Source organism: Clostridia bacterium (assembly GCA_024653205.1).
Taxonomy (GTDB): domain Bacteria; phylum Bacillota; class DSM-521; order Neomoorellales; family SLTJ01; genus JANLFO01.
Map to the genome: position 1 here is coordinate 100,037 of JANLFO010000004.1, position 19,377 is coordinate 119,413.

Consider the following 19,377-nt stretch of genomic DNA (forward strand, 5'->3'; position numbering starts at 1 on the left):
GCGGCGGGGCGCCAGGGACGGCGCCTCTGCCGGTAGCCCGCCGGAGCGCGAAGCGCAAAGCTGTTCGGCCGGCTAAGTGACCGGTACGAGGGGAAGCAGGGCTGCCGGCAGGGAAAAGTCGGGATCCGTCAGGGGATTTACCGGGGCATCATGGGGGTGAAGGGTTGGCGACTTTCCGGCTGGTGGCTGTTGACCTGGACGGCACGCTGTTGAACCGGAACTGGGAGATTTCGCCCCGGGCCAAGGAAGCGGTCCGCGCCGTTCGGGAGCGCGGTGTGTTCGTAACCCTGGCCACGGGCCGCATGTACGCTTCGGCGATCCGTTATGCCCGCGAGTTGGAGCTGGACCTTCCCCTCATCACCTACAACGGCGCGGTGGTAAAGACTTCCTCCGAAGGACTGGTCATCTACGAGCGGCTGCTGCCCCGACATTACGCGCGGGAAATCATTGCCCTGGTGCAGGAGAAGAGTTATCCCATTAACCTTTACTTTAACCACGGCGGCGATCGCCTCTACGTCGATCGGATTAGCGCCGCCGCGCGCCGCTACGCCTTTCAGTCCAGCGTTCCCTTTTACGAAGTCCCGGATCTCCGCTCCCTTCTCGACCGGGACCCCATCAAGCTGGTGGTTCTGGGCGAGGAAGAGCTGCTGGACGCCCTGGCCGAGGAGAGCCGGGCTCGTTGGGGCCGGGAACTGTACATCACCAAGTCCGAGCCCACCTACCTGGAGTACCTCCATCCCGAGGCCACCAAGGGCCGGGCACTGGCGGCGGTGGCGCAGCACCTGGGGGTGGCGCGGGAGGAGGTCATGGCCATCGGGGACAGCTTCAACGACGTGGAGATGTTCAGGTACGCGGGGCTGGCGGTGGCCATGGGCAACGCCCGGGAGGAGATCAAGGCGGCGGCGGACTACGTGGCTCCCCCCAACGAGGAAGAGGGGGTAGCCGCGGTTCTGGAACAGTTTATCCTGCGCGGCTAGGGGAGGGAAAGGAAAGCGCCGGAGATTCCTACCTCGCGAAAGAAGTCGGTGCCGGGCAAGGTGAGGCGCATGGGAAGGAAGCAAGACTTGGTAATCGTCACCGGTCTTTCCGGCGCGGGTAAGACTCAGGCCGTACGCTGCCTGGAGGACATGGGTTACTTTTGCGTGGATAACCTTCCGCCCGAGCTGGTTCCCCGGTTCCTGGAACTGATGGGACAGGCGGGCGAGACCGTCGGGCGGGTGGCGCTGGTAATCGACGTGCGGGGAGGCCACTTCTTTCCCGCAGTATTTGAGACTCTGGCCTTCCTGGACCGTCAGGGGGTCAACTACGAGATCCTCTTCCTGGAGGCCGCGGACGAGACCCTGGTCCGGCGCTACAAGGAAACGCGCCGCCGGCACCCGCTCTCGGAAGAGGGCTCCATCCTGGAGGGCATCCGGGAGGAAAGGCGCCGGCTCGAGGAGTTGCGCGGAAGGGCCAATAAGGTAATCGACACCACCGAACTCTCTCCCCAGGAGCTGCGCGACCAGATCCGGGAGCTTTTCGGCCGGCCGGACGATACCTCGCTGCGGGTTACGGTAATGTCCTTCGGCTACAAGTACGGGGTGCCTCTGGACGCCGACCTGGTCATGGACGTGCGCTTCCTGCCCAATCCTTTTTACGTGGAAGAACTGCGGCCCCTAAGCGGCCAGGACCGGCAGGTGGTGGACTTCATCTTCCGGCATCCGGCGGCGGGAGAATTTCTGGAACGCTTCCTGGCCCTGCTGCGGTTTCTTCTCCCCCACTACCTTCAGGAAGGCAAGACTCACCTGGTGGTGGCCATCGGCTGTACCGGCGGGCTGCACCGCTCGGTGACCTTTGCCGACAAGGTGGCCACTGCCTTGAAGGAGGAAGGCTGCCGGGTCACCGTCACCCACCGGGATCTGCGGCGCGAGCGGCCTCGGGCGGGAGGCGCCGCCGCCGACGGCTGAAACCGGCGATGTATACTTGCCGGGAGGCCGTCCCGGGCCCTTGTTAAGCCCCCGGAAGCGGGTTATATTATTGGCCGATAAGCTCGATTTCGGGAGGAAACCGCTTCTATGGGGGTAAGAATCACCGATACTACCCTGCGGGACGGTCAGCAGTCGCTCCTGGCCACCCGCATGAAGACCGAAGACATGCTGCCGGCTGCCGAGCGACTGGACCGGGTGGGCTTTCACTCCCTGGAGGTTTGGGGCGGAGCCACCTTCGACAGCTGCCTGCGCTTCCTCAGGGAGGACCCCTGGGAGCGGCTGCGCCGGCTGCGCGCCGCCTTTGACCGCACCCCTTTGCAGATGCTCCTTCGGGGCCAGAACCTGGTGGGCTACGAGCACTATCCGGACGACGTGGTGGAGGCCTTTGTCCGCCGGGCCCACGCCAACGGCATCCGGATCTTCCGCATCTTCGACGCTCTCAACGATCCCCGGAATCTGGAAAAGGCCATGCAGGTGGCCAAGGGCGTGGGCGCCCACGTGCAGGCCACCATCTCCTACACCATCAGTCCGGTCCACGACGTGGAGTACTACCTCGGGGTGGGCCGCACCCTGCGGGAGATGGGGGCCGACTCCCTCTGCATCAAGGATATGGCGGGCATAATCACCCCGGTGGCGGCGCGCGAACTGGTGGCCGCCCTCAAGCGCGAGGTGGGCCTGCCCGTGCAGCTGCACTGCCACTATTCCAGCGGCCTGGCCTCCATGGCCTACTGGGAGGCGGTGCACGCCGGCGTGGACGTGGTGGACACCGCCATTTCCTCCATGGCCATGGGTCCATCGCAGCCGCCCTGCGAATCCCTGGTGGTGGCCCTGCAGGGCACGCCCTACGATGCCGGCCTGGACGTGGGTCTATTGGCCGACCTGGCCGCCTACTTCAAGGAGGTGCGCGGCCGCTACCGCGAGTTCGACGTGGGTTCCGGTAACGTGGACATTAACGTGCTCAACTACCAGATACCGGGCGGCATGATCTCCAATTTCGTGGCCCAGCTCACGCAGCTCAACGCCCTGGATAAGCTGCCGCAGGTACTGGCCGAGGTACCGCGGGTCCGGGCCGACCTGGGCTACCCGCCCCTGGTCACCCCTACCAGCCAGATTGTGGGCACGCAGGCGGTGTTTAACGTGCTGGGTGGCGAGCGCTACAAGATCTGCGCCAACGAGACCAGGGCCTACCTGCGGGGCCTTTACGGCCGGCCGCCCGGACCGGTAAACGAGGAAGTGCGGGCCAGGGTGGTGGGCAATCAGGAGGTAATCACCTGCCGGCCGGCGGACCTGCTGGAGCCGCGGCTGGAAAAGGCCCGGGAGGAGATCAAGGAGTGGGCCCACAGCGAGGAGGACGTGATCTCCTACTGCCTGTTCCCCAACGTGGCCAAAGAATACTTCGAGTACCGGGCGAGCGCCTAGCGGGCACGACGCCCAGCTTCGGCGCCGTCGTCAGGGCGGAATTGGCCCATCTCTGGCCGGAGAAGCCCTGTTGTATGCAGGCGGAACTGGCCGGGGTCCTCACCTTTGCCGCCCGCTGGGACGGGACGGCCCCGCACGGGTTGCGCGTGACCACTCCTCAGGCGGCGGTGGCGCGGCTGGTCTACCGGCTGCTGAAGAGTGCGGTGGGGGTCAGGCCCGGGGTGGTGGCGGGTAGGCGCACCTACCGGCTGGAGGCCGACCTGACGCCGGAGCTGTGGCGCTGGATGGACGCCTGGCCCGGCCTCCTGGACCGGCACCGGCGCTACACCCGGCGCCAGTTGCAGCGCACGGGGCTGGCGGCGGGCTGCTGCCGCCGGGCCTTCCTGCGCGGAGCCTTTCTGGTGGCGGGCTCGGTCAGCAGTCCCCGGGGGGGCTATCACCTGGAAATCCTGCTGCCCTCCGAGGCCTGGGGGTTCAACCTGGCGGAGATACTGGCCTCCTTCGGCCTGACCGGTGCCGTGTGCCGCCGCCGCGGCAGTTCGGTGCTCTACTTTAAGGACGGGGAACAGATCGCCCGCCTGCTTACGCTCGTGGGTGCGCACACCTCCTATCTGGAGTTCGAGAGCGCCCGGGTGCTGAAAGAGGTGCGCAGCCGGGTAAACCGCCTGGTGAACTGCGACACCGCCAACCTCAACCGGACGGTAGATGCGGGCCTGAAGCAGGCCGCCCTGATCGCCCGGCTCAGAGAAAGGGGTGCCTGGACCGACCTGCCGGAGGGCCTGCGGCAGGTGGCGGAACTGCGCCTGGCCCATCCCGAGGCCAGCCTGCGCGAGCTGGGGCAGATGCTCACGCCCAGGCTGGGCAAGACTGCGGTGCGTTACCGCCTGAAGCTCCTGGAGCAGATGGCCGTCGAGTCCGGAGCGAAGGCGCCGGCCGCGGAAACCGGAGACTCTGCCGGCGCCGCGCAGGAGACCCGGGCGTGAACTCGTGCCCGGCCCGGGCACGCGGATTCTTTTCCGCCCCCAGGCAACAGGTGTACGCAGAAGCCTGGATTTCCCCGCTCCTGGCCGGTAGTCCTGGTTCCGCCTCGTACCGGTCGCTTCGCCGACCGAACTAGGGCTCGAGCTTCGGGTTCCGGCGGGCTCCCGGCGGAGGCGCCGTCCGTGGCGCCCCGCCGCTTCGGCCGTCCATGGCCTTCGGCCCGCCTCCACCCTTGCCCTCGCCAAGTTCGGTACCCGCCGAGACTTTAGGTACTCGGCGAAACCAGGACTACCGGCCAGTGAAGCTTGAGGCGGGAAACGCTGACAAGAGAACCCTGCACCTGTGCCGGGGCCGTGCCGATAGAAGCCCGGCGGAAGAATGGGGGAGCGCCTGTGCGTCGCTACCAGAGCTTCCCGGTCGAGGGCAAGAACTCCATGCAGTACTGGACCCGCCTGGCCCCGTTCTGGCGGGTCTGTTTCAACTTCGTGGTCATCCAGACCTGCCGGTTCTTGCCCTTCCTGGGGTTCAAGAACTTCTGCTACCGCCACCTTTTGGGCATGAAGGTGGGCCGGGATGTATCCGTGGGACTCATGGCCATGTTCGACGTGCTGCGGCCGGACTACATCTCCATCGGCGCCAATACGGTGATCGGCTACAACGCCACTATTCTGGCCCACGAGTTTCTGCCCCGGGAGTACCGGGTGGGCCGGGTGGAGATCGGCCGGGACGTGTTGATCGGGGCCAACGCCACCGTGCTTCCCGGGGTAAAGATCGGGGACGGCGCCATGGTGGCCGCCGGGTCGGTGGTAACCCGGGACGTACCGGCCGGGGCGGTGGTGGCCGGGGTGCCGGCCCGGATGGTACGCGGGCCCGAAGGAGGAGAACCGGGATGGTAGTGCTGCCGCATAAGGAAGGCGCGGGCAGGAGGGTGCCGGAGCGGCTGCGGCTCCTGCTCTTCGACCGTCGTTTCCTGTGGTTGCTGCTGGCGATCAATGCCGGAGGAGCGGCTTCCGGCTACCTCTGGTACCGGGAGCAACTGGCGTCCACGCCGCGGTATTACTGGCCCTTCGTGCCGGACAGCCCTCTTTCCGCTACCCTGTTTGCCTTAATGCTGGGCCTGTGGCTGGCCGGCCGCAGGGGAGCGTTTTCTCGCCTGGTGGCCCTGGTGGCCACCGTGTGGATAATCAAGTACGGGCTCTGGGCGGTAGGCCTGATCAGCGACTACTGGTCGGTGACGGCGCGCACCACGCCGGTGGAATGGTCCCTGTGGCTTTCCCACTGGGGAATGGCCCTGGAGGGGGCGCTCTACTTTCCCTACCTGGCCGTTTCCCGGCGCACGGCGGCGGCGGCCACGGCCTGGGTGGCGCTCAACGACTTCATCGACTACGGGCTGGGGCAGCACCCCTACCTCTTCCTGGAGTCCCAGCACCCCCTGGCCCTGTCCCTGGCCCTGGGGTTGAGCCTGGGGCTTTCGGCGGCCGTCTGGGTGCGGGCGGCGCGGCGGTAAGGTCGCGCCGGCAGGAAAGTGCTCTGGCGGCAGCGAATATACATTCTGCAGAACTAGAGGCAGAGCAGGGGTGGAAAAAGTGCGCGTCGGCATCGGCGTGGAAATGGAACAGGCCCAGAGGCTGGTTCTGACCCCGGAACTGCGCCAGGCCATAGCCGTGCTGCAGCTTCCCGGCCTGGAATTGGCCCGCTACGTCGAGGAAGCCCTGCAGGACAATCCGCTCCTGGAATTGAGGGAAGAAGAGGGCGCCGAGGAGGAAGCGGCGGCGGACCGGGAACTTGAGGAAGAGTGGCTAGAATATTTTGCCGACACCAGCGACCTCGGTTATACCGACCTGGCCCGTTCTCAGCCGCCCGATAGAACGCCGGATTTTGCCTCCGGGGAGGGCTCTACCCTGTCCGAGCACCTGCGCTGGCAGTTGTACGGTCTGAGCGTAGAGCCGCGGCAGCGGGTAATCGTGGAGTTTCTCATCGGTAACGTAGACCGCCAGGGCTACCTGCGTATCGGGGTGGATGAGGCGGCCCGGTGCCTGGGGGCCGAAACCCGGGAGGTGGAAGAGGCGGTCAGGCTGCTTCAGAGTTTCGATCCCCCGGGTGTGGGGGCGCGTAACCTTAGCGAGTGCCTGCTGCTGCAGCTCGCCCAGCTCCGGACCGACCGCCGCCTGGCCGAGGAAATCGTACGCGGGTACTTGGAGGATGTGGCCGCGGGCAGGCTGGCAAGGATCGCGCGCCGGTTGGGGACCGAAGTGGCGGAAGTGCAGGCGGCGGTGGACCTCATCCGCAGCCTCGACCCCAAGCCCGGCCGGCGCTTCGGCTCCTCTCAGGAGGTGCGCTACGTGCAGCCGGACGTGGTGGTGGAGAAGGTAGGCGAGGAGTACGTGGTCATGGTCCACGACCCCGTGTCCTCGCGCCTGGGATTGAACCCCGCCTACTATTCGCTGCTCAAGAGCGGGGAACTCCGCGATCCGGAAGTCCGTCGCTTTCTGGAAGGCCGCCTGGCCGCCGCCGTGTGGCTCATCCGCAGCCTGGAGCAGCGGCGCCTGACCCTATACCGCGTGTCCGGCTTCATCGTGGAGTACCAGCGGGAGTTCCTCGACCGGGGGCTGGAGTATCTGCGGCCGCTGAACCTGCGCCAGGTGGCGGAGGCCCTGGGCCTCCACGAGTCCACGGTGAGCCGGGCTACCGCCAACAAGTACATGCAGACGCCAAGAGGCCTCTACGAGTTCCGCTTCTTCTTCGCCGGCCGGGTTAACGCTAGTTTCGGGCCGGCCGCCGCGCCCACGGTGAAAAAACTTCTCAAGGAATACGTGGCCGCCGAAGACCCGCGTCGGCCGCTTACCGACCGCGAGCTGGCCGAACTCCTGCGCCGGCGGGGCATTTGCCTGGCCCGGCGCACCGTGGCCAAGTACCGGGAGGAGTTGGGCATCGGAGCGGTGAACCGGCGCCGGCGCTACTGAGCGGAAGTTCAACCTATTTCTCTTTAGGGTTCTGCGCCGGCGGGAGGAATTGCCCGCCAGGCGTGGAATTTTTTTTGCTTGGGCAACCCATACTAGTGCCAGCGTCAAGACCATATGGATGGGACGGAGGCAACGGCTGTGCCGGTAAGGGTTGCCATCAACGGTTTCGGCCGCATCGGCCGGCTGGTGTTTAGGGCCGCCATGCACCGGGAGGACCTGGTAGTGGTAGCAGTGAACGAACTGGCGGACGCCCGGACCAACGCCCACCTGCTGAAGTACGACTCGACGCACGGGCGCCTGAATGCGGAGGTCCGGGCCCGAGAAGGAGCCCTGACCGTAGACGGCAAAGAGGTTAAGGTCTTTGCCCAACGTAACCCCCAGGATCTCCCCTGGGGAGAGCTAGGGGTGGAAGTGGTGGTAGAAGCCACCGGCCACTTCACCGAAGCCGGCCGGGCCAGGGCCCACCTGGCGGCAGGCGCCAGGCGGGTGATAATTACCGCTCCCGCCAAGAACGAGGACGTAACCCTGGTGGTGGGCGTAAACCACCAGGCCTATGATCCCGCCCGGCACCGCATCATCTCCAATGCTTCCTGCACCACCAACTGCCTGGCTCCGGTGGCCCGGGTGCTGCACGAGCGGCTGGGGATCCGGCGCGGGCTGATGAGCACCGTGCATGCCTACACCAACGATCAGCGGCTGCTGGACATGGAGCACCGGGACTTGCGGCGGGCCAGGAGCGCTGCCGCCTCCATTGTGCCCACCACCACCGGTGCCGCCCAGGCGGTGGGGGCGGTGTTGCCGGAACTGGCGGGCAAACTCAGCGGCTTTGCCATGCGGGTCCCGGTAGCCGACGTTTCCGTGCTGGATCTGGTGGCAGAGGTGAAACGGCCCACCACGATGGAGGAAGTGAACGCCGCCTTTCGCGAGGCGGCCCGGGGAGAGTTGGCCGGAATACTGGACTACACCGAAGAGCCGCTGGTTTCAATTGACTTCAGGGGAGACCCCCATTCGGCCGTAGTAGACGGGCTTTCCACCATGGTAATGGACGGTACCCTGGTCAAGGTGGTAGCCTGGTACGACAACGAGTGGGGCTACTCCTGCCGGGTGGTGGACTTGATCGGCTTCATGGCCTCCCGAGGCCTGTAGGCCGGGTTATCCCTCGGGCCAGGCAGTCCTGTTTCTCCGAAGGGAGCCAGGACTGCCTGCGGAGGTTTTAATCCGTCCGGGTCCGGGCGGCCGGAACCATACAGTACGGCCTTTGGAGGGCAGAAGGAGGTTGGGTCTATGCGTAAGAAGACCGTGCGTGACGTGGACGTGCGCAACCGGCGCGTCCTGGTACGGGTGGACTTTAACGTTCCCCTGGATAGGGAAGGTCGAGTGGCAGATGACACCCGCATCCGTGCTGCCCTACCCACCATCAAGTACCTGCGGGAGCAGAAGGCAAAGGTAATCCTGGTATCCCACCTGGGCCGGCCGAAGGGGAAGGTAAAGGAGGAACTCCGGCTGGACCCGGTGGCCCGCCGCCTGTCCGAACTGCTGGGAGAGGAAGTGCGCAAAGCAAACGACTGCCTGGGGCCGGAAGTTGAGGCGGCGGCGGCCGCGCTCGGACCCGGCCAAGTGTTGCTGCTGGAGAACATCCGCTTTTATCCTGAAGAGGAGAAGAACGATGCGGAATTCGCCCGGCGGCTGGCCGCTCTGGCGGACGTCTACGTCAACGACGCCTTCGGCACCGCCCACCGGGCCCACGCCTCCACCGCCGGGGTGGCCGCCTACCTGCCGGCGGTGGCCGGTTTCTTGATGGAGAAAGAAGTGGACTTTCTGGGACGGCTCCTGGAAGCTCCGGAACGCCCGTACGTGGCCGTGCTGGGCGGAGCCAAGGTCTCGGACAAGATCGGAGTCATACAGAACCTGCTGACCCGGGTAAACACCCTGCTGCTGGGCGGAGGTATGGCCAACACGTTCCTGGCCGCCCGGGGTCTGGGAGTGGGGCGATCCCTGCTGGAGGAGGACAAGATCGCCCTGGCCGGAGAACTCCTGGAGGCGGCCCGGCAGAAAGGAGTAGAGGTGTTGCTGCCCGAGGACGTGGTGGTAGCGCCGGAGGCCGGGGGGCAGGCCCCGGGCCGGCCGGTGGCCGTTCAGGCCATCCCGGCGGCGGAAATGGTGTGCGACATCGGGCCGGCTACCGTGCGCAAGTACGCAGAGAAGATTGCCGGCGCCCGCACCGTGGTCTGGAACGGCCCTATGGGCATCTTCGAGGTAGAGGCCTTCGCCGCGGGCACCAGAGGCGTGGCCGAGGCGGTGGCCTCCTGCCCGGGGCTGACGGTGGTGGGAGGCGGCGACTCGGTGGCCGCCCTGGAAAAGGCGGGGCTGGCCGAACGGGTGACCCACGTCTCCACCGGCGGCGGAGCCTCCCTGGAATTCCTGGAGGGCAGGACGCTCCCCGGAGTGGCCGCGCTGCTGGACGCCTGAGGTAAGCTCCGTAACGTCTGTCGTCGCGACGACAAACTGAGGGCCAACCAGAGGTTAAGGGTCGAGCCCGCGCCGGCCGGGCCCCGGTACGGAGCCCCGGGGGCCTCCGGGAGAGAGGGAAACGGGGGAGGAACCGATGCGCACGCCTTTAATCGCCGCCAACTGGAAGATGCACAAGACCATTCCCGAGGCGGAAGCCCTGGCAAGGGAACTGCTGCCGCTGGTGGCCGACGTAGAGGACCGCGAGGTAGTGCTCTGCCCGCCTTTTCCGGCCCTGGCGGCGGTGGCCGCCGCCTGCCGCGGCAGCCGGGTGGCGGTAGGAGCCCAGGATTTGCACTGGGAGGCGCAGGGCGCCTACACCGGCGCGGTCTCCGCCCCCATGCTGCTGGCCGCCGGCTGCCGCTACGTGATCGTGGGCCATTCCGAGCGGCGCCGGTACTTCGGTGAGGACGACGCCACCGTAAACAAGAAACTGGCAGCGGCGTTCCAGGCCGGTCTCAAGCCCATCCTGTGCCTGGGCGAAACCCTGGCCCAGCGGGAGCTGGGCCTGACCGAGGCGCTGTGCGAAATCCAGCTCCGCCAGGCCCTGGCCGGAGTGGAGGCAGGCCGGATCGAGAATCTGGTGGTGGCCTACGAGCCGGTCTGGGCCATCGGCACCGGGCGCACTCCCGTGCCCGAGGAAGCCCAGGCGGTGGTGGCCTTCCTGCGCCGGGCACTGGCGGGGATGTACGGGCCCGAGCCCGCAGGCCGGGTGCGGTTGCTTTACGGCGGTAGTGTGACCCCGGAAAACATCGGCAGTTTCATGGCCCAGCCGGACATAGACGGGGCCCTGGTGGGCGGGGCCAGCCTCAAGGCCGAAACCTTCGCCGCCATAGTCAAGTGCCGGATCCAGTAGAATCAAGTAAAGAGAAGAGGTAAGAGCATGAGCGACCGGACACCAAGACCGGTGGTGCTGGTGGTGCTGGACGGCTGGGGCTTGCGGGAGGCAAGGGAAGGGAACGCCGTGGCGCAGGCCCGATTGCCCGTCTACCGGAGCCTGCTCCGGACCCGGCCCTGGACGAAGCTCCTGGCCGCCGGAGAGGCGGTGGGCCTGCCTGCCGGGCAGATGGGCAACTCCGAGGTGGGCCATCTTAACCTGGGCGCCGGCCGCATCGTCTACCAGGAACTCACCCGCATCAGCCGGGCCATTGCCGACGGCTCCCTGTTTTTAAACCCGGTGCTGGTGGAGGCGGTAGAGAAGGCCAAGAACGGGGCGCTGCACCTGATGGGTCTGGTCTCCGACGGGGGAGTGCACAGCCACCTGGAGCACGTCTACGGCCTGCTGGAGCTGGCCCGCCGGCACGGACTGACCCGGGTCTTTCTGCACGCCTTTCTGGACGGCCGGGACACTCCTCCCGCCAGCGCCCTGACCTACCTGGAGCAACTGGAGGGCAAGTGCCGCGAATTGGGCGTGGGCCGTCTGGCCACGGTGATGGGGCGTTACTACGCCATGGACCGGGATAAGCGCTGGGACCGCACCGAGCGGGCCTACCGCGCCCTGGTGCGCGGAGAAGGAGAGCGGGCCCGCCGCTTCCGCCCGGCGGTGGAAGAGGCCTACCGCCGGGGCACCACCGACGAGTTCGTTCCCCCGATAGTGCTGGAGGAGGAGGACGGCCGGCCGGTGGGCAGCGTCCGTTCGGGGGACGCGATAATCTTCTTCAATTTCCGGGCCGACCGCGCGCGTCAGCTCACCCGCGCCTTCGTCGATGAGGAGTTTGCCGGCTTTGACCGGGGCCCGCACCGTCCTGAGGTACATTTCGTGTGCCTCACCCAGTACGACGTCACCATCCCGGCGCCGGTGGCCTTCCCGCCCGAAACCCCGCGCCAAACCCTGGGCGAGGTGCTGGCCGCCCACGGCAGGCGGCAGCTGCGCATCGCCGAAACCGAAAAGTACGCCCACGTTACCTTCTTTTTTAACGGCGGGGTGGAGGAACCCAACCCCGGAGAGGACCGCCTGCTCATACCTTCGCCCAAGGTGCCCACCTACGACCTGAAGCCGGAGATGAGCGCCTACGAGGTCACGGCGGCGGTAGAGGAAAAGATCCGCCAGGACTTATACGATGTGATCATTATGAACTACGCCAACCCGGACATGGTGGGGCACACGGGAGTGATGGAGGCCACGGTTCGCGCCCTGGAGGCGGTGGATACCTGCCTGGGGCGGGTGCTGGCGGCGGTAGAAGCCCGGGGCGGGGTGGCGCTGGTCACCGGCGATCACGGCAACGCCGAGATGATGCTGGAGGAAGACGGCAGCCCCCACACCGCCCACACCACCAACCCGGTGCCCCTGGTGCTGGTGGGGAAGAGGTGCCGGGCGGCGCTGCGCACGGGGATTCTGGCGGACGTCGCCCCCACCATGCTCGAGATCCTGGGACTACCCAAGCCGCCGGAGATGACCGGCGAATCCTTACTGAAGCTCGGCTGAGGAGGTTAGACCATGACCATCATCGACGAAGTGCGGGCCCGGGAAATCCTGGACTCGCGGGGCAATCCCACGGTGGAAGTGGACGTGATGCTGGAAAGCGGCGTGGTAGGCCGCGCCGCCGTGCCCTCCGGAGCCTCCACCGGCACCTACGAGGCGGTGGAGTTGCGCGATTCCGACCCGGGTCGCTACCTGGGTAAGGGCGTACAGAAGGCGGTGGAAAACGTCAACGAGGTAATCGCGCCGGAAGTGGTGGGCCTGGACGCCCTGGATCAGGCCCAGATCGACCGGCTGCTGATCTCCCTGGACGGCCAGCCCAACAAGGGCCGGCTGGGGGCCAATGCCGTTCTGGGAGTTTCTCTGGCCGTGGCCAGGGCGGCCAGCCTGGCCCTGGGGCTGCCCCTCTACCGCTACCTGGGCGGGACCAACGCCCGCTGTCTGCCGGTGCCCATGATGAACGTCATCAACGGCGGCCGGCACGCGGACAACAATCTGGACCTCCAGGAGTTCATGCTGGTGCCCGCCGGTGCCCCCAACTTCCGCGAGGCCCTGCGCTGGGGCACCGAGGTGTTCCACCAGCTCAAGGCCATACTGCGGCAGCGGGGGCTGGCCACCGCGGTGGGAGATGAGGGCGGCTTTGCCCCCAACCTGGCCACCACCGAGGAGGCCCTGTCCCTGTTGGTGGAGGCCATCGAGAAGGCCGGCTACAAGCCCGGAGAGCAGGTATACCTGGCCATGGATCCCGCTGCCTCCGAGATCTACCGGGACGGGAAGTACGTATTTGCCGGGGAAGGAGTAACGCGCACCAGCGGAGAAATGATAGACTACTACGCCTCCCTGGTCGAGAAGTATCCCATCATCTCCATTGAGGACGGCCTGGCCGAGGACGACTGGGAGGGATGGCGGGAGATGACCGCCCGGCTGGGAGGCCGGATCCAGCTGGTAGGAGACGACATCTTCGTCACCAACCCGGAGAAGCTCGGCCGGGGCATCCAAACGGGTGTGGCCAACGCCATCCTGATCAAGGTGAACCAGATAGGCACCCTGACCGAGACCCTGGATACCATGGATCTGGCCGTACGCTCCGGTTACGCCCGGGTGATCTCCCACCGTTCCGGTGAAACCGAAGACACCACCATCGCCGATCTGGCGGTGGCGGCCAACACCGGCCAGATCAAGACCGGGGCTCCTTCCCGCAGCGAGCGGGTGGCCAAATACAACCAGCTGCTCCGGATCGAGGAGGAGCTGGAAGAGGCGGCAGTTTTCCTGGGAATCAAGGCCTTTGCCGGGCAAAGGAGGTGAGGCCGGGGCCGCTGCTAAGAGCAACATCGCCGCAACCCTACACAACCACAAAAGTCGAGTCAGGAGGTGGCGGTAGTACCAATGTCTGGGATTGTCTGGGTGGTCGCAGTAGGATGCGCTGTGGGCATAGTCTTCGCGCTGGGCCTGATAAGCTATATCCTGCGGGCCGACGCCGGAACACCGGCAATGCAGGACGTGAATTCCAGGATTGCAGAGGGTGCCTGGGCGTTCATCCGCCGGCAGTACTCCACCATCGGCATAACTGCCGTAGTCGTAGCGGTGATAATCGGGTTCTTGCTCGGCAAGCTGAGCAGCCCGGTAGAGCTGGAAAGGCTGGGTGTTTCCGCCTTCGGCATGGGCTGGAGAACGGCCTTGGCCTTCCTGGTCGGCGGTCTCTGCTCCTGCGTCTCCGGTATAGTGGGCATGTGGACCGCGGTGAAATCGAACGTGCGCTGCGCTGCGGCTTCGCATCGCGGCCTGAACCAGGCTATTAAGGTAGCGCTGCGAGGAGGAGCGGTTTCCGGATTCTTCATCGTTACTCTGAGCTTGCTAGGGGTAACGGTAATGTTTTACGCCTACGGGGGAGCGGCGCACCCGGAGATTGCCCCCCACCTTATCGTGGCCTTCGGCTTTGGTGCCAGCATGGTGGCCCTCTTCGCCCAGCTCGGCGGCGGTATCTATACCAAAGCTGCCGACATGGGGGCCGACCTGGCGGGCAAAGTTGAGGCCGGGATCCCCGAAGACGACCCCCGGAATGCGGCGGTTATCGCCGACCAGGTCGGCGACAATGTGGGCGACTGTGCCGGCCGCGGGGCCGACCTGTTCGAATCCACGGCGGCCGAGAACGTCGGTGCCATGATAATCGGTACGGCCCTGTACCTTGGCTCTTTGAAGGCCGGAGTGGCGCCCGATCTTGCCATCGGCTGGGTGCTCTTCCCGCTCGTTCTTCGTGCCTGCGGTATAATCGCCAGCATGATCGGGGTGCTGGCGGTGCAGAGCCGCAAGCAAGAAGAAAACCCCATGGCTGCCCTGAACCGCGGCTACTATGTGGCGCTGGTCCTGTGCGCCCTGGCTACGGTCGTGGTCTCCAAGGTAATCTTTGCCCCGCTGTGCCCGGGCTGGGCCTGGCTGATGCTGGCCGGTTTGATCGGGATTATAGCCAGCATACTGGTGGTCTATATTACGCAGTACTACACGGAGGGGCGGTATAAGCCGACGAAGAGCATTGCCGAGGCCTGCCGCACCGGGCCGGCGACGACCATCGTCACGGGCATGTCCGTCGGCTTCGAAACCGCCATGCCCACGACCCTGATAATCTGCATTGCGCTGGGCCTCACCTACTGGTTTGGCGTCCTTGCCGGACTGGATCTTCCCTGGTGGATAAGCGGCGCCTACGGCACCGCGGTCGCCACCATGGGCATGCTCATGACCTGTCCCTACATTCTCGCCGAGGACACCTTCGGCCCCATAACCGACAACGCCAACGGCATCAACGAGTTCACCAAGGCCGGCGAGCACATAAGAAGGGTTACCGACCACCTCGATGCCGCAGGCAACACCACCAAGGCTATCACCAAGGGATACGCCATGGTATCCGCAGGACTGGCCGGTTTCCTGCTCTTCCAGGCCTACTTCGACCGGGTCCTGCTCTTCCAGGGCAAGGAAGGGGAATTATTCAACGTAAACCTGGTCATCCCCGAGGTTCTGATCGGTGCCGTGGTGGCCATAATGATGGTCTTCCTGTTCAGCGCCTGGTCCATGCGCTCGGTGAGCGGCGCGGCCGGCAAGATTATCGAGGAGGTACGCCGCCAGATTAAGGCCGACCCCGGGATCATGGCCGGCACCTCCCGTCCGGACTACGCCAGAGCCGTCGACATCACCACCCGGGCAGCATTGAGGGGAATGATCGCTCCGGGCTTGCTCCCGGTGCTGCTGCCCGTGGCCATCGGTGTCATCTTTGCCCAGCTCAAGATCAGCGGCTTCAACGCTCCGGCGGCGGTCGGCTCGTTCCTGATGGTAGGGACGTTTTCCTCCATCCTCCTGGCCTCCTTCATGAACAACGGGGGCGGCGCCTGGGACAACGCCAAGAAATTCATCGAGGACGGCCAGCTCAGCGACGAAGCAGGGAACGTCCTGGGCAAGGGCTCATTTGCGCACGCGGCCGGTGTCGTCGGCGACACGGTGGGCGATCCGCTAAAAGATACGGTGGGGCCCTCGCTGCACATCGTTGCCAAGCTCATAGCGACGGTAACACTTGTGCTCTGCCCTCTGTGGATTCTTTAGTCGAGCCTGTCGGCGCAGTTGCGCCGGTACCGGCTCGGCCGTTTGTCTGGAGTTGAGATACCCTGGCTCGTGATTCCTTAGGCCCTGTGGCCTGACCGATCGTCAGGGCGGCCCCGGCCTCTCGCGGTAGAGCTGGCTGCGGGCCGCCCTGCCTTCCGGCGGCCGGGTATGCTATAATAGGAAACGGTCCAGTCCTGGGAACGGGGGTTGAGAAGTGTATACCCTATTGATGGTGCTGCATGTGGTGATAAGCCTGGTGCTGATCACCGTGGTGATCCTCCAGTCGGGGCGCAGCTACGGCCTCTCCGGGGCCATAGCCGGCGGTGCCCAGGCTTTCTTCGGCAAGAAGAAAGGCCTGGACGACTTTCTCGCAGGAGTGACCCGCTATCTGGCCGTCGGCTTCTTTGCTACCTCGCTGTTGTTGAGCATCTTCTTCTGATCTCCGGAGAGAAGGCAGCAGGCTCCTAGGCCTCCTGCCCTGCGGTTATGACGGGTCACCGAACCTGCGGGGGAGGATGAAGGATGGGCGACGTCGGTTGCTTTGCCTGCGGCCCGAACAACCCGGTGGGCCTCAGGCTGAGTTTCGAAATGGACGGCGATCGGTGCACCACCACCTTTGTCCCCCAGGAAGTGCACCAGAGTTTTTCGGGCGTGTTCCACGGGGGTCTGATCGCGGCCATATTGGACGAGGTTATGGGGCAGCACCTGCAGCTCCTGGGCTTTCGCACCCTTACCGGCCGGCTCTCGGTACGCTTTCGCCGGCCCATATCCGTGGGGCAGGCGGTGCGCTTTACCAGCCGCCTGATCCGGCGCCGGCAGCGCCTTTTTCAGATGGAGGCCTGGGCGGAGCTCCCGGGCGGGGAGGTGGCCGCCGAGGCCACGGCCGAGATGATGCTGCAGAACGGAGTGAAATGACACGTCGGTGTTGAACAGACAGGACTTGTTGAGTTTCCTGGAAGAGAAGGCGGAGGGGCCGCTGGGGGTAGAAGAACTGGCGGCCCGTCTGTGCGTAAAGGACCTCCCCGCGCTCTTAAACCTCCTGCGCGAGCTGGAGGAGGAGGGCCGGGTGGTGGTTACCCGTCGGCACGGTTACGCCGCGCCCCGGAAGGTGGGCCTGGTTGTGGGCCGGGTGCAGGCCCATCCCCGGGGGTTCGCCTTCGTGGTTCCGGAGGCCGAGGACGAGGAAGTATTCGTCTTGAGCGGAGACCTCAGGGGCGCGCTGCACGGCGACCGGGTAATGGTGCGCATCGTGGAGCGCCGGGCCGCCGGAGCGCACCCGCAGGGGGTGGTGGTGCGGGTCCTGGAGCGGGCTAACCGACGGCTTCTGGGCACGGTGGTGGAGAAGAAGCGGCGCTACGCCCGGGTGCGGCCGGACGAAAAGCGCCTGGTGGAGCCGGTGCTGGTTCCGGCGGAAAACCTGGGAAAGGCTCGGCTGCAGGACAAGGTTCTGGTGGAGGTGACCCGGTGGCCGGACGGGCACCGGGGCCTGGAAGGCCGGGTGGTGGAGGTCATCGGCCCGGCGGCCGATCCGGCGACCGCCGTACGGGCCCTTATCCGCGCCTACGACCTGCCGGAGGAATTCGGGCGCCGCGCCCGAAAGGAGGCCGCGGCGGTCCCCCGGGCCGTACTGCCGGAGGACCTGGCCGGCCGGCTCGACCTGCGCTCCTGGCGAACCGTGACCATCGACGGCGCCGACGCCAGGGACCTGGACGACGCGGTTTCCCTCTCGCTCACTCCCAATGGTAACTACCTCCTGGGGGTACACATCGCCGACGTGGCCCGCTACGTGCCGCCGGGAAGCGCCCTGGACCGGGAGGCCAGAAAGCGGGGCACCAGCGTCTACCTGCCCGACCGGGTGCTGCCCATGCTGCCGCGCGAGCTTTCCAACGGCATCTGCAGCCTCAACGCCGGGGCGGACCGGCTGGCGGTTTCGGTGCTCATGGAGCTCGACCGGGAGGGCCGGCTGGTCAAGTACGATTTGGCCCGCTCCGTCATCCGGGTGGCCCGGCGCCTCACCTACGAAGAGGTGCAGGGGCTGCTGGACGGAGCCGGGGAGCGGGAACGCCGGGAGTACGGGGCACTGCTGCGCGACCTGGAGCTCATGGCCGAGCTGGCCCTGGCCCTGCGGGCGGAGCGAATAAAGCAGGGCGCCCTGGACTTCGACCTCCCCGAGGTGAAGGTGGAACTGGACGACCGGGGCCGGGCGGTGAGGCTGGTAAGAGTGCGGCGCACCCTGGCCCACCAGATAATCGAGGAGTTCATGATCCGGGCCAACCGGGTGGTGGCCGAGCACCTGCACTGGCTGGAGGCGCCTTTACTCTACCGGGTGCACGAGAAACCCTCGGCCCAGGCAATAACCGAACTCAACCAGGTTCTGGCCCCGCTGGGGTACCGCGTGCGGTGGCACCCGGAGATGGAGCCCCGGCAGGTGCAGCGGCTGCTGGAGCAGGTGGCGGGCCGGCCGGAGGAGCGGCTGGTGCACAGCCTGGTGCTGCGGGCCATGCAGCACGCCCGCTACTGCCCCCGGCCCTTGGGCCACTTCGGCCTGGCCACCGGGCTCTACTGCCACTTCACCTCTCCCATACGCCGCTACCCGGACCTGACGGTGCACCGGGTGCTGGCCCGCTGCCTTGACGGCGGCCTCTCCCTCCAGGAGAGGGAGGCTTTGGCAGCGCGGCTGGAGCGGGAAGGCGAGCACGCCTCCGCCCGGGAGCGGGTGGCGGAGGAGGTGGAGCGCGCCGCGGTGGAAATGAAGAAGATAGAGTACATGCAGCAGTTCGTCGGGGAGGTTTTCCCCGGCGTGGTGGCCGGGGTCTGCTCCTTCGGTCTTTTTGTGGAGCTGGAGAATACCGTCCAGGGCCTGGTACACATCTCCACCCTGGACGACGACTACTACGAATTCGTGCCCGAGCGGCTGTGGCTGGTAGGCCGCCGCACCCGCCGCACCTACCGGATGGGCCAGCCGGTGCGGGTGCGGGTGGTGCGAGTAGACGCGTATGCGCGGCAGGTGGACATGGAGCTGGTCTAGGCCGGAGCTGCCGGAAGGGGGAGGACGGTGCCGGAACGCGTCCGGGTGGTGGCGGAGAACCGCCGCGCCCGCCACGAGTATTTCATAGAGGAAACCCTGGAGGCCGGCATAGCCCTGACCGGCACGGAGGTGAAGTCCCTGCGCCTGGGCCGGGCCAGCCTCCAGGACAGCTTCGCCCGGGTGGAGAGCGGCGAGGTACTGCTCTACAACCTGCACATCAGCCCTTACGAAAAGGGCAACCGCTTCAACCACGACCCCAAGCGGGTCCGGCGGCTCCTGCTGCACAAGGCGGAGATAAGGCGTCTGATCGGCAAGACCCGCCAGCGCGGCTACACCCTCATCCCCCTCAGGCTCTACTTCAACTCCCGGGGCCTGGCCAAGGTAGAGCTGGCCCTGGCCAAGGGCAAGAAGCTGCACGACCGGCGGGAGGACATCGCCCGCCGCGAGGCCGAGCGACAGATTCAGCAAAGCCTCAGGCGGCGGCGCTAGTCCTCCCCGGTGCTG

The 19,377-nt window shown here is 66.3% G+C and carries 17 protein-coding genes; all 17 read left to right on the plus strand.

What is annotated here, in order from left to right; translation table 11 throughout:
* Positions 1 to 164: 164 nt before the first annotated feature.
* The 17 genes from NUV99_03225 (at position 165) to smpB (ending at position 19,362) form a co-directional block, all read left to right on the plus strand.
* Positions 165 to 977 carry a Cof-type HAD-IIB family hydrolase gene (locus NUV99_03225; GenBank protein MCR4419141.1) on the plus strand — a complete coding sequence of 271 codons (813 nt, stop codon included), beginning with the start codon at positions 165 to 167 and terminating at the stop codon, positions 975 to 977.
* Between the two features lie 69 nt (positions 978 to 1,046).
* Positions 1,047 to 1,946: an RNase adapter RapZ gene (rapZ, locus tag NUV99_03230; protein ID MCR4419142.1), complete on the plus strand. Its 900-nt coding sequence runs from the start codon at positions 1,047 to 1,049 to the stop codon at positions 1,944 to 1,946.
* Between the two features lie 108 nt (positions 1,947 to 2,054).
* Positions 2,055 to 3,386 carry a pyruvate/oxaloacetate carboxyltransferase gene (locus tag NUV99_03235; GenBank protein ID MCR4419143.1) on the plus strand — a complete coding sequence of 444 codons (1,332 nt, stop codon included), beginning with the start codon at positions 2,055 to 2,057 and terminating at the stop codon, positions 3,384 to 3,386.
* Positions 3,299 to 4,369, plus strand: coding sequence for a DNA-binding protein WhiA (gene whiA, locus NUV99_03240; GenBank protein MCR4419144.1), 1,071 nt, complete (start codon positions 3,299 to 3,301; stop codon positions 4,367 to 4,369). The genes NUV99_03235 and whiA overlap by 88 nt, the downstream gene beginning before the upstream one ends.
* Positions 4,370 to 4,801: 432 nt before the next feature.
* Positions 4,802 to 5,263: an acyltransferase gene (locus tag NUV99_03245; protein ID MCR4419145.1), complete on the plus strand. Its 462-nt coding sequence runs from the start codon at positions 4,802 to 4,804 to the stop codon at positions 5,261 to 5,263.
* Entirely contained in the window at positions 5,257 to 5,874 is a 618-nt protein-coding gene (locus tag NUV99_03250) for a DUF1405 domain-containing protein (GenBank protein ID MCR4419146.1), read from the plus strand. The genes NUV99_03245 and NUV99_03250 overlap by 7 nt, the downstream gene beginning before the upstream one ends.
* Positions 5,875 to 5,944: 70 nt before the next feature.
* On the plus strand, positions 5,945 to 7,330 hold the full coding sequence (rpoN, locus tag NUV99_03255; protein MCR4419147.1) for an RNA polymerase factor sigma-54: 1,386 nt from the start codon (positions 5,945 to 5,947) through the stop codon (positions 7,328 to 7,330).
* A 138-nt stretch (positions 7,331 to 7,468) separates the two neighbouring features.
* The gene (gene gap, locus NUV99_03260) at positions 7,469 to 8,476 is read left to right on the plus strand and encodes a type I glyceraldehyde-3-phosphate dehydrogenase (GenBank protein ID MCR4419148.1); all 1,008 of its coding nucleotides are present in this window, start codon (positions 7,469 to 7,471) and stop codon (positions 8,474 to 8,476) included.
* A gap of 138 nt (positions 8,477 to 8,614) precedes the next feature.
* On the plus strand, positions 8,615 to 9,799 hold the full coding sequence (locus NUV99_03265; protein MCR4419149.1) for a phosphoglycerate kinase: 1,185 nt from the start codon (positions 8,615 to 8,617) through the stop codon (positions 9,797 to 9,799).
* A gap of 136 nt (positions 9,800 to 9,935) precedes the next feature.
* Positions 9,936 to 10,694 carry a triose-phosphate isomerase gene (gene tpiA / locus NUV99_03270; GenBank protein ID MCR4419150.1) on the plus strand — a complete coding sequence of 253 codons (759 nt, stop codon included), beginning with the start codon at positions 9,936 to 9,938 and terminating at the stop codon, positions 10,692 to 10,694.
* Positions 10,695 to 10,721: 27 nt separating this feature from the next.
* Entirely contained in the window at positions 10,722 to 12,263 is a 1,542-nt protein-coding gene (gene gpmI, locus NUV99_03275) for a 2,3-bisphosphoglycerate-independent phosphoglycerate mutase (protein MCR4419151.1), read from the plus strand.
* A gap of 12 nt (positions 12,264 to 12,275) precedes the next feature.
* Positions 12,276 to 13,562 carry a phosphopyruvate hydratase gene (gene eno / locus NUV99_03280; GenBank protein ID MCR4419152.1) on the plus strand — a complete coding sequence of 429 codons (1,287 nt, stop codon included), beginning with the start codon at positions 12,276 to 12,278 and terminating at the stop codon, positions 13,560 to 13,562.
* An 81-nt stretch (positions 13,563 to 13,643) separates the two neighbouring features.
* Positions 13,644 to 15,845: a sodium-translocating pyrophosphatase gene (locus tag NUV99_03285; protein ID MCR4419153.1), complete on the plus strand. Its 2,202-nt coding sequence runs from the start codon at positions 13,644 to 13,646 to the stop codon at positions 15,843 to 15,845.
* Between the two features lie 229 nt (positions 15,846 to 16,074).
* On the plus strand, positions 16,075 to 16,284 hold the full coding sequence (gene secG, locus NUV99_03290; protein MCR4419154.1) for a preprotein translocase subunit SecG: 210 nt from the start codon (positions 16,075 to 16,077) through the stop codon (positions 16,282 to 16,284).
* An 83-nt stretch (positions 16,285 to 16,367) separates the two neighbouring features.
* Positions 16,368 to 16,760 carry a PaaI family thioesterase gene (locus NUV99_03295; GenBank protein MCR4419155.1) on the plus strand — a complete coding sequence of 131 codons (393 nt, stop codon included), beginning with the start codon at positions 16,368 to 16,370 and terminating at the stop codon, positions 16,758 to 16,760.
* A gap of 7 nt (positions 16,761 to 16,767) precedes the next feature.
* Complete coding sequence (rnr, locus tag NUV99_03300) at positions 16,768 to 18,873, plus strand: ribonuclease R (protein ID MCR4419156.1); 2,106 nt, start codon at positions 16,768 to 16,770, stop codon at positions 18,871 to 18,873.
* Positions 18,874 to 18,900: 27 nt separating this feature from the next.
* Entirely contained in the window at positions 18,901 to 19,362 is a 462-nt protein-coding gene (gene smpB, locus NUV99_03305; protein ID MCR4419157.1) for an SsrA-binding protein SmpB, read from the plus strand.
* Positions 19,363 to 19,377: the final 15 nt, after the last annotated feature.

Bases quoted from the DNA above. Each gene is read 5' to 3' on its own strand.
- rapZ (MCR4419142.1), top strand. From the start codon at position 1,047: ATGGGAAGGAAGCAAGACTTGGTAATCGTCACCGGTCTTTCCGGCGCG.
- NUV99_03235 (MCR4419143.1), top strand. From the start codon at position 2,055: ATGGGGGTAAGAATCACCGATACTACCCTGCGGGACGGTCAGCAGTCG.
- NUV99_03245 (MCR4419145.1), top strand. From the start codon at position 4,802: ATGCAGTACTGGACCCGCCTGGCCCCGTTCTGGCGGGTCTGTTTCAAC.
- NUV99_03250 (MCR4419146.1), top strand. From the start codon at position 5,257: ATGGTAGTGCTGCCGCATAAGGAAGGCGCGGGCAGGAGGGTGCCGGAG.
- NUV99_03265 (MCR4419149.1), top strand. From the start codon at position 8,615: ATGCGTAAGAAGACCGTGCGTGACGTGGACGTGCGCAACCGGCGCGTC.
- tpiA (MCR4419150.1), top strand. From the start codon at position 9,936: ATGCGCACGCCTTTAATCGCCGCCAACTGGAAGATGCACAAGACCATT.
- gpmI (MCR4419151.1), top strand. From the start codon at position 10,722: ATGAGCGACCGGACACCAAGACCGGTGGTGCTGGTGGTGCTGGACGGC.
- eno (MCR4419152.1), top strand. From the start codon at position 12,276: ATGACCATCATCGACGAAGTGCGGGCCCGGGAAATCCTGGACTCGCGG.
- NUV99_03285 (MCR4419153.1), top strand. From the start codon at position 13,644: ATGTCTGGGATTGTCTGGGTGGTCGCAGTAGGATGCGCTGTGGGCATA.
- secG (MCR4419154.1), top strand. From the start codon at position 16,075: ATGGTGCTGCATGTGGTGATAAGCCTGGTGCTGATCACCGTGGTGATC.
- NUV99_03295 (MCR4419155.1), top strand. From the start codon at position 16,368: ATGGGCGACGTCGGTTGCTTTGCCTGCGGCCCGAACAACCCGGTGGGC.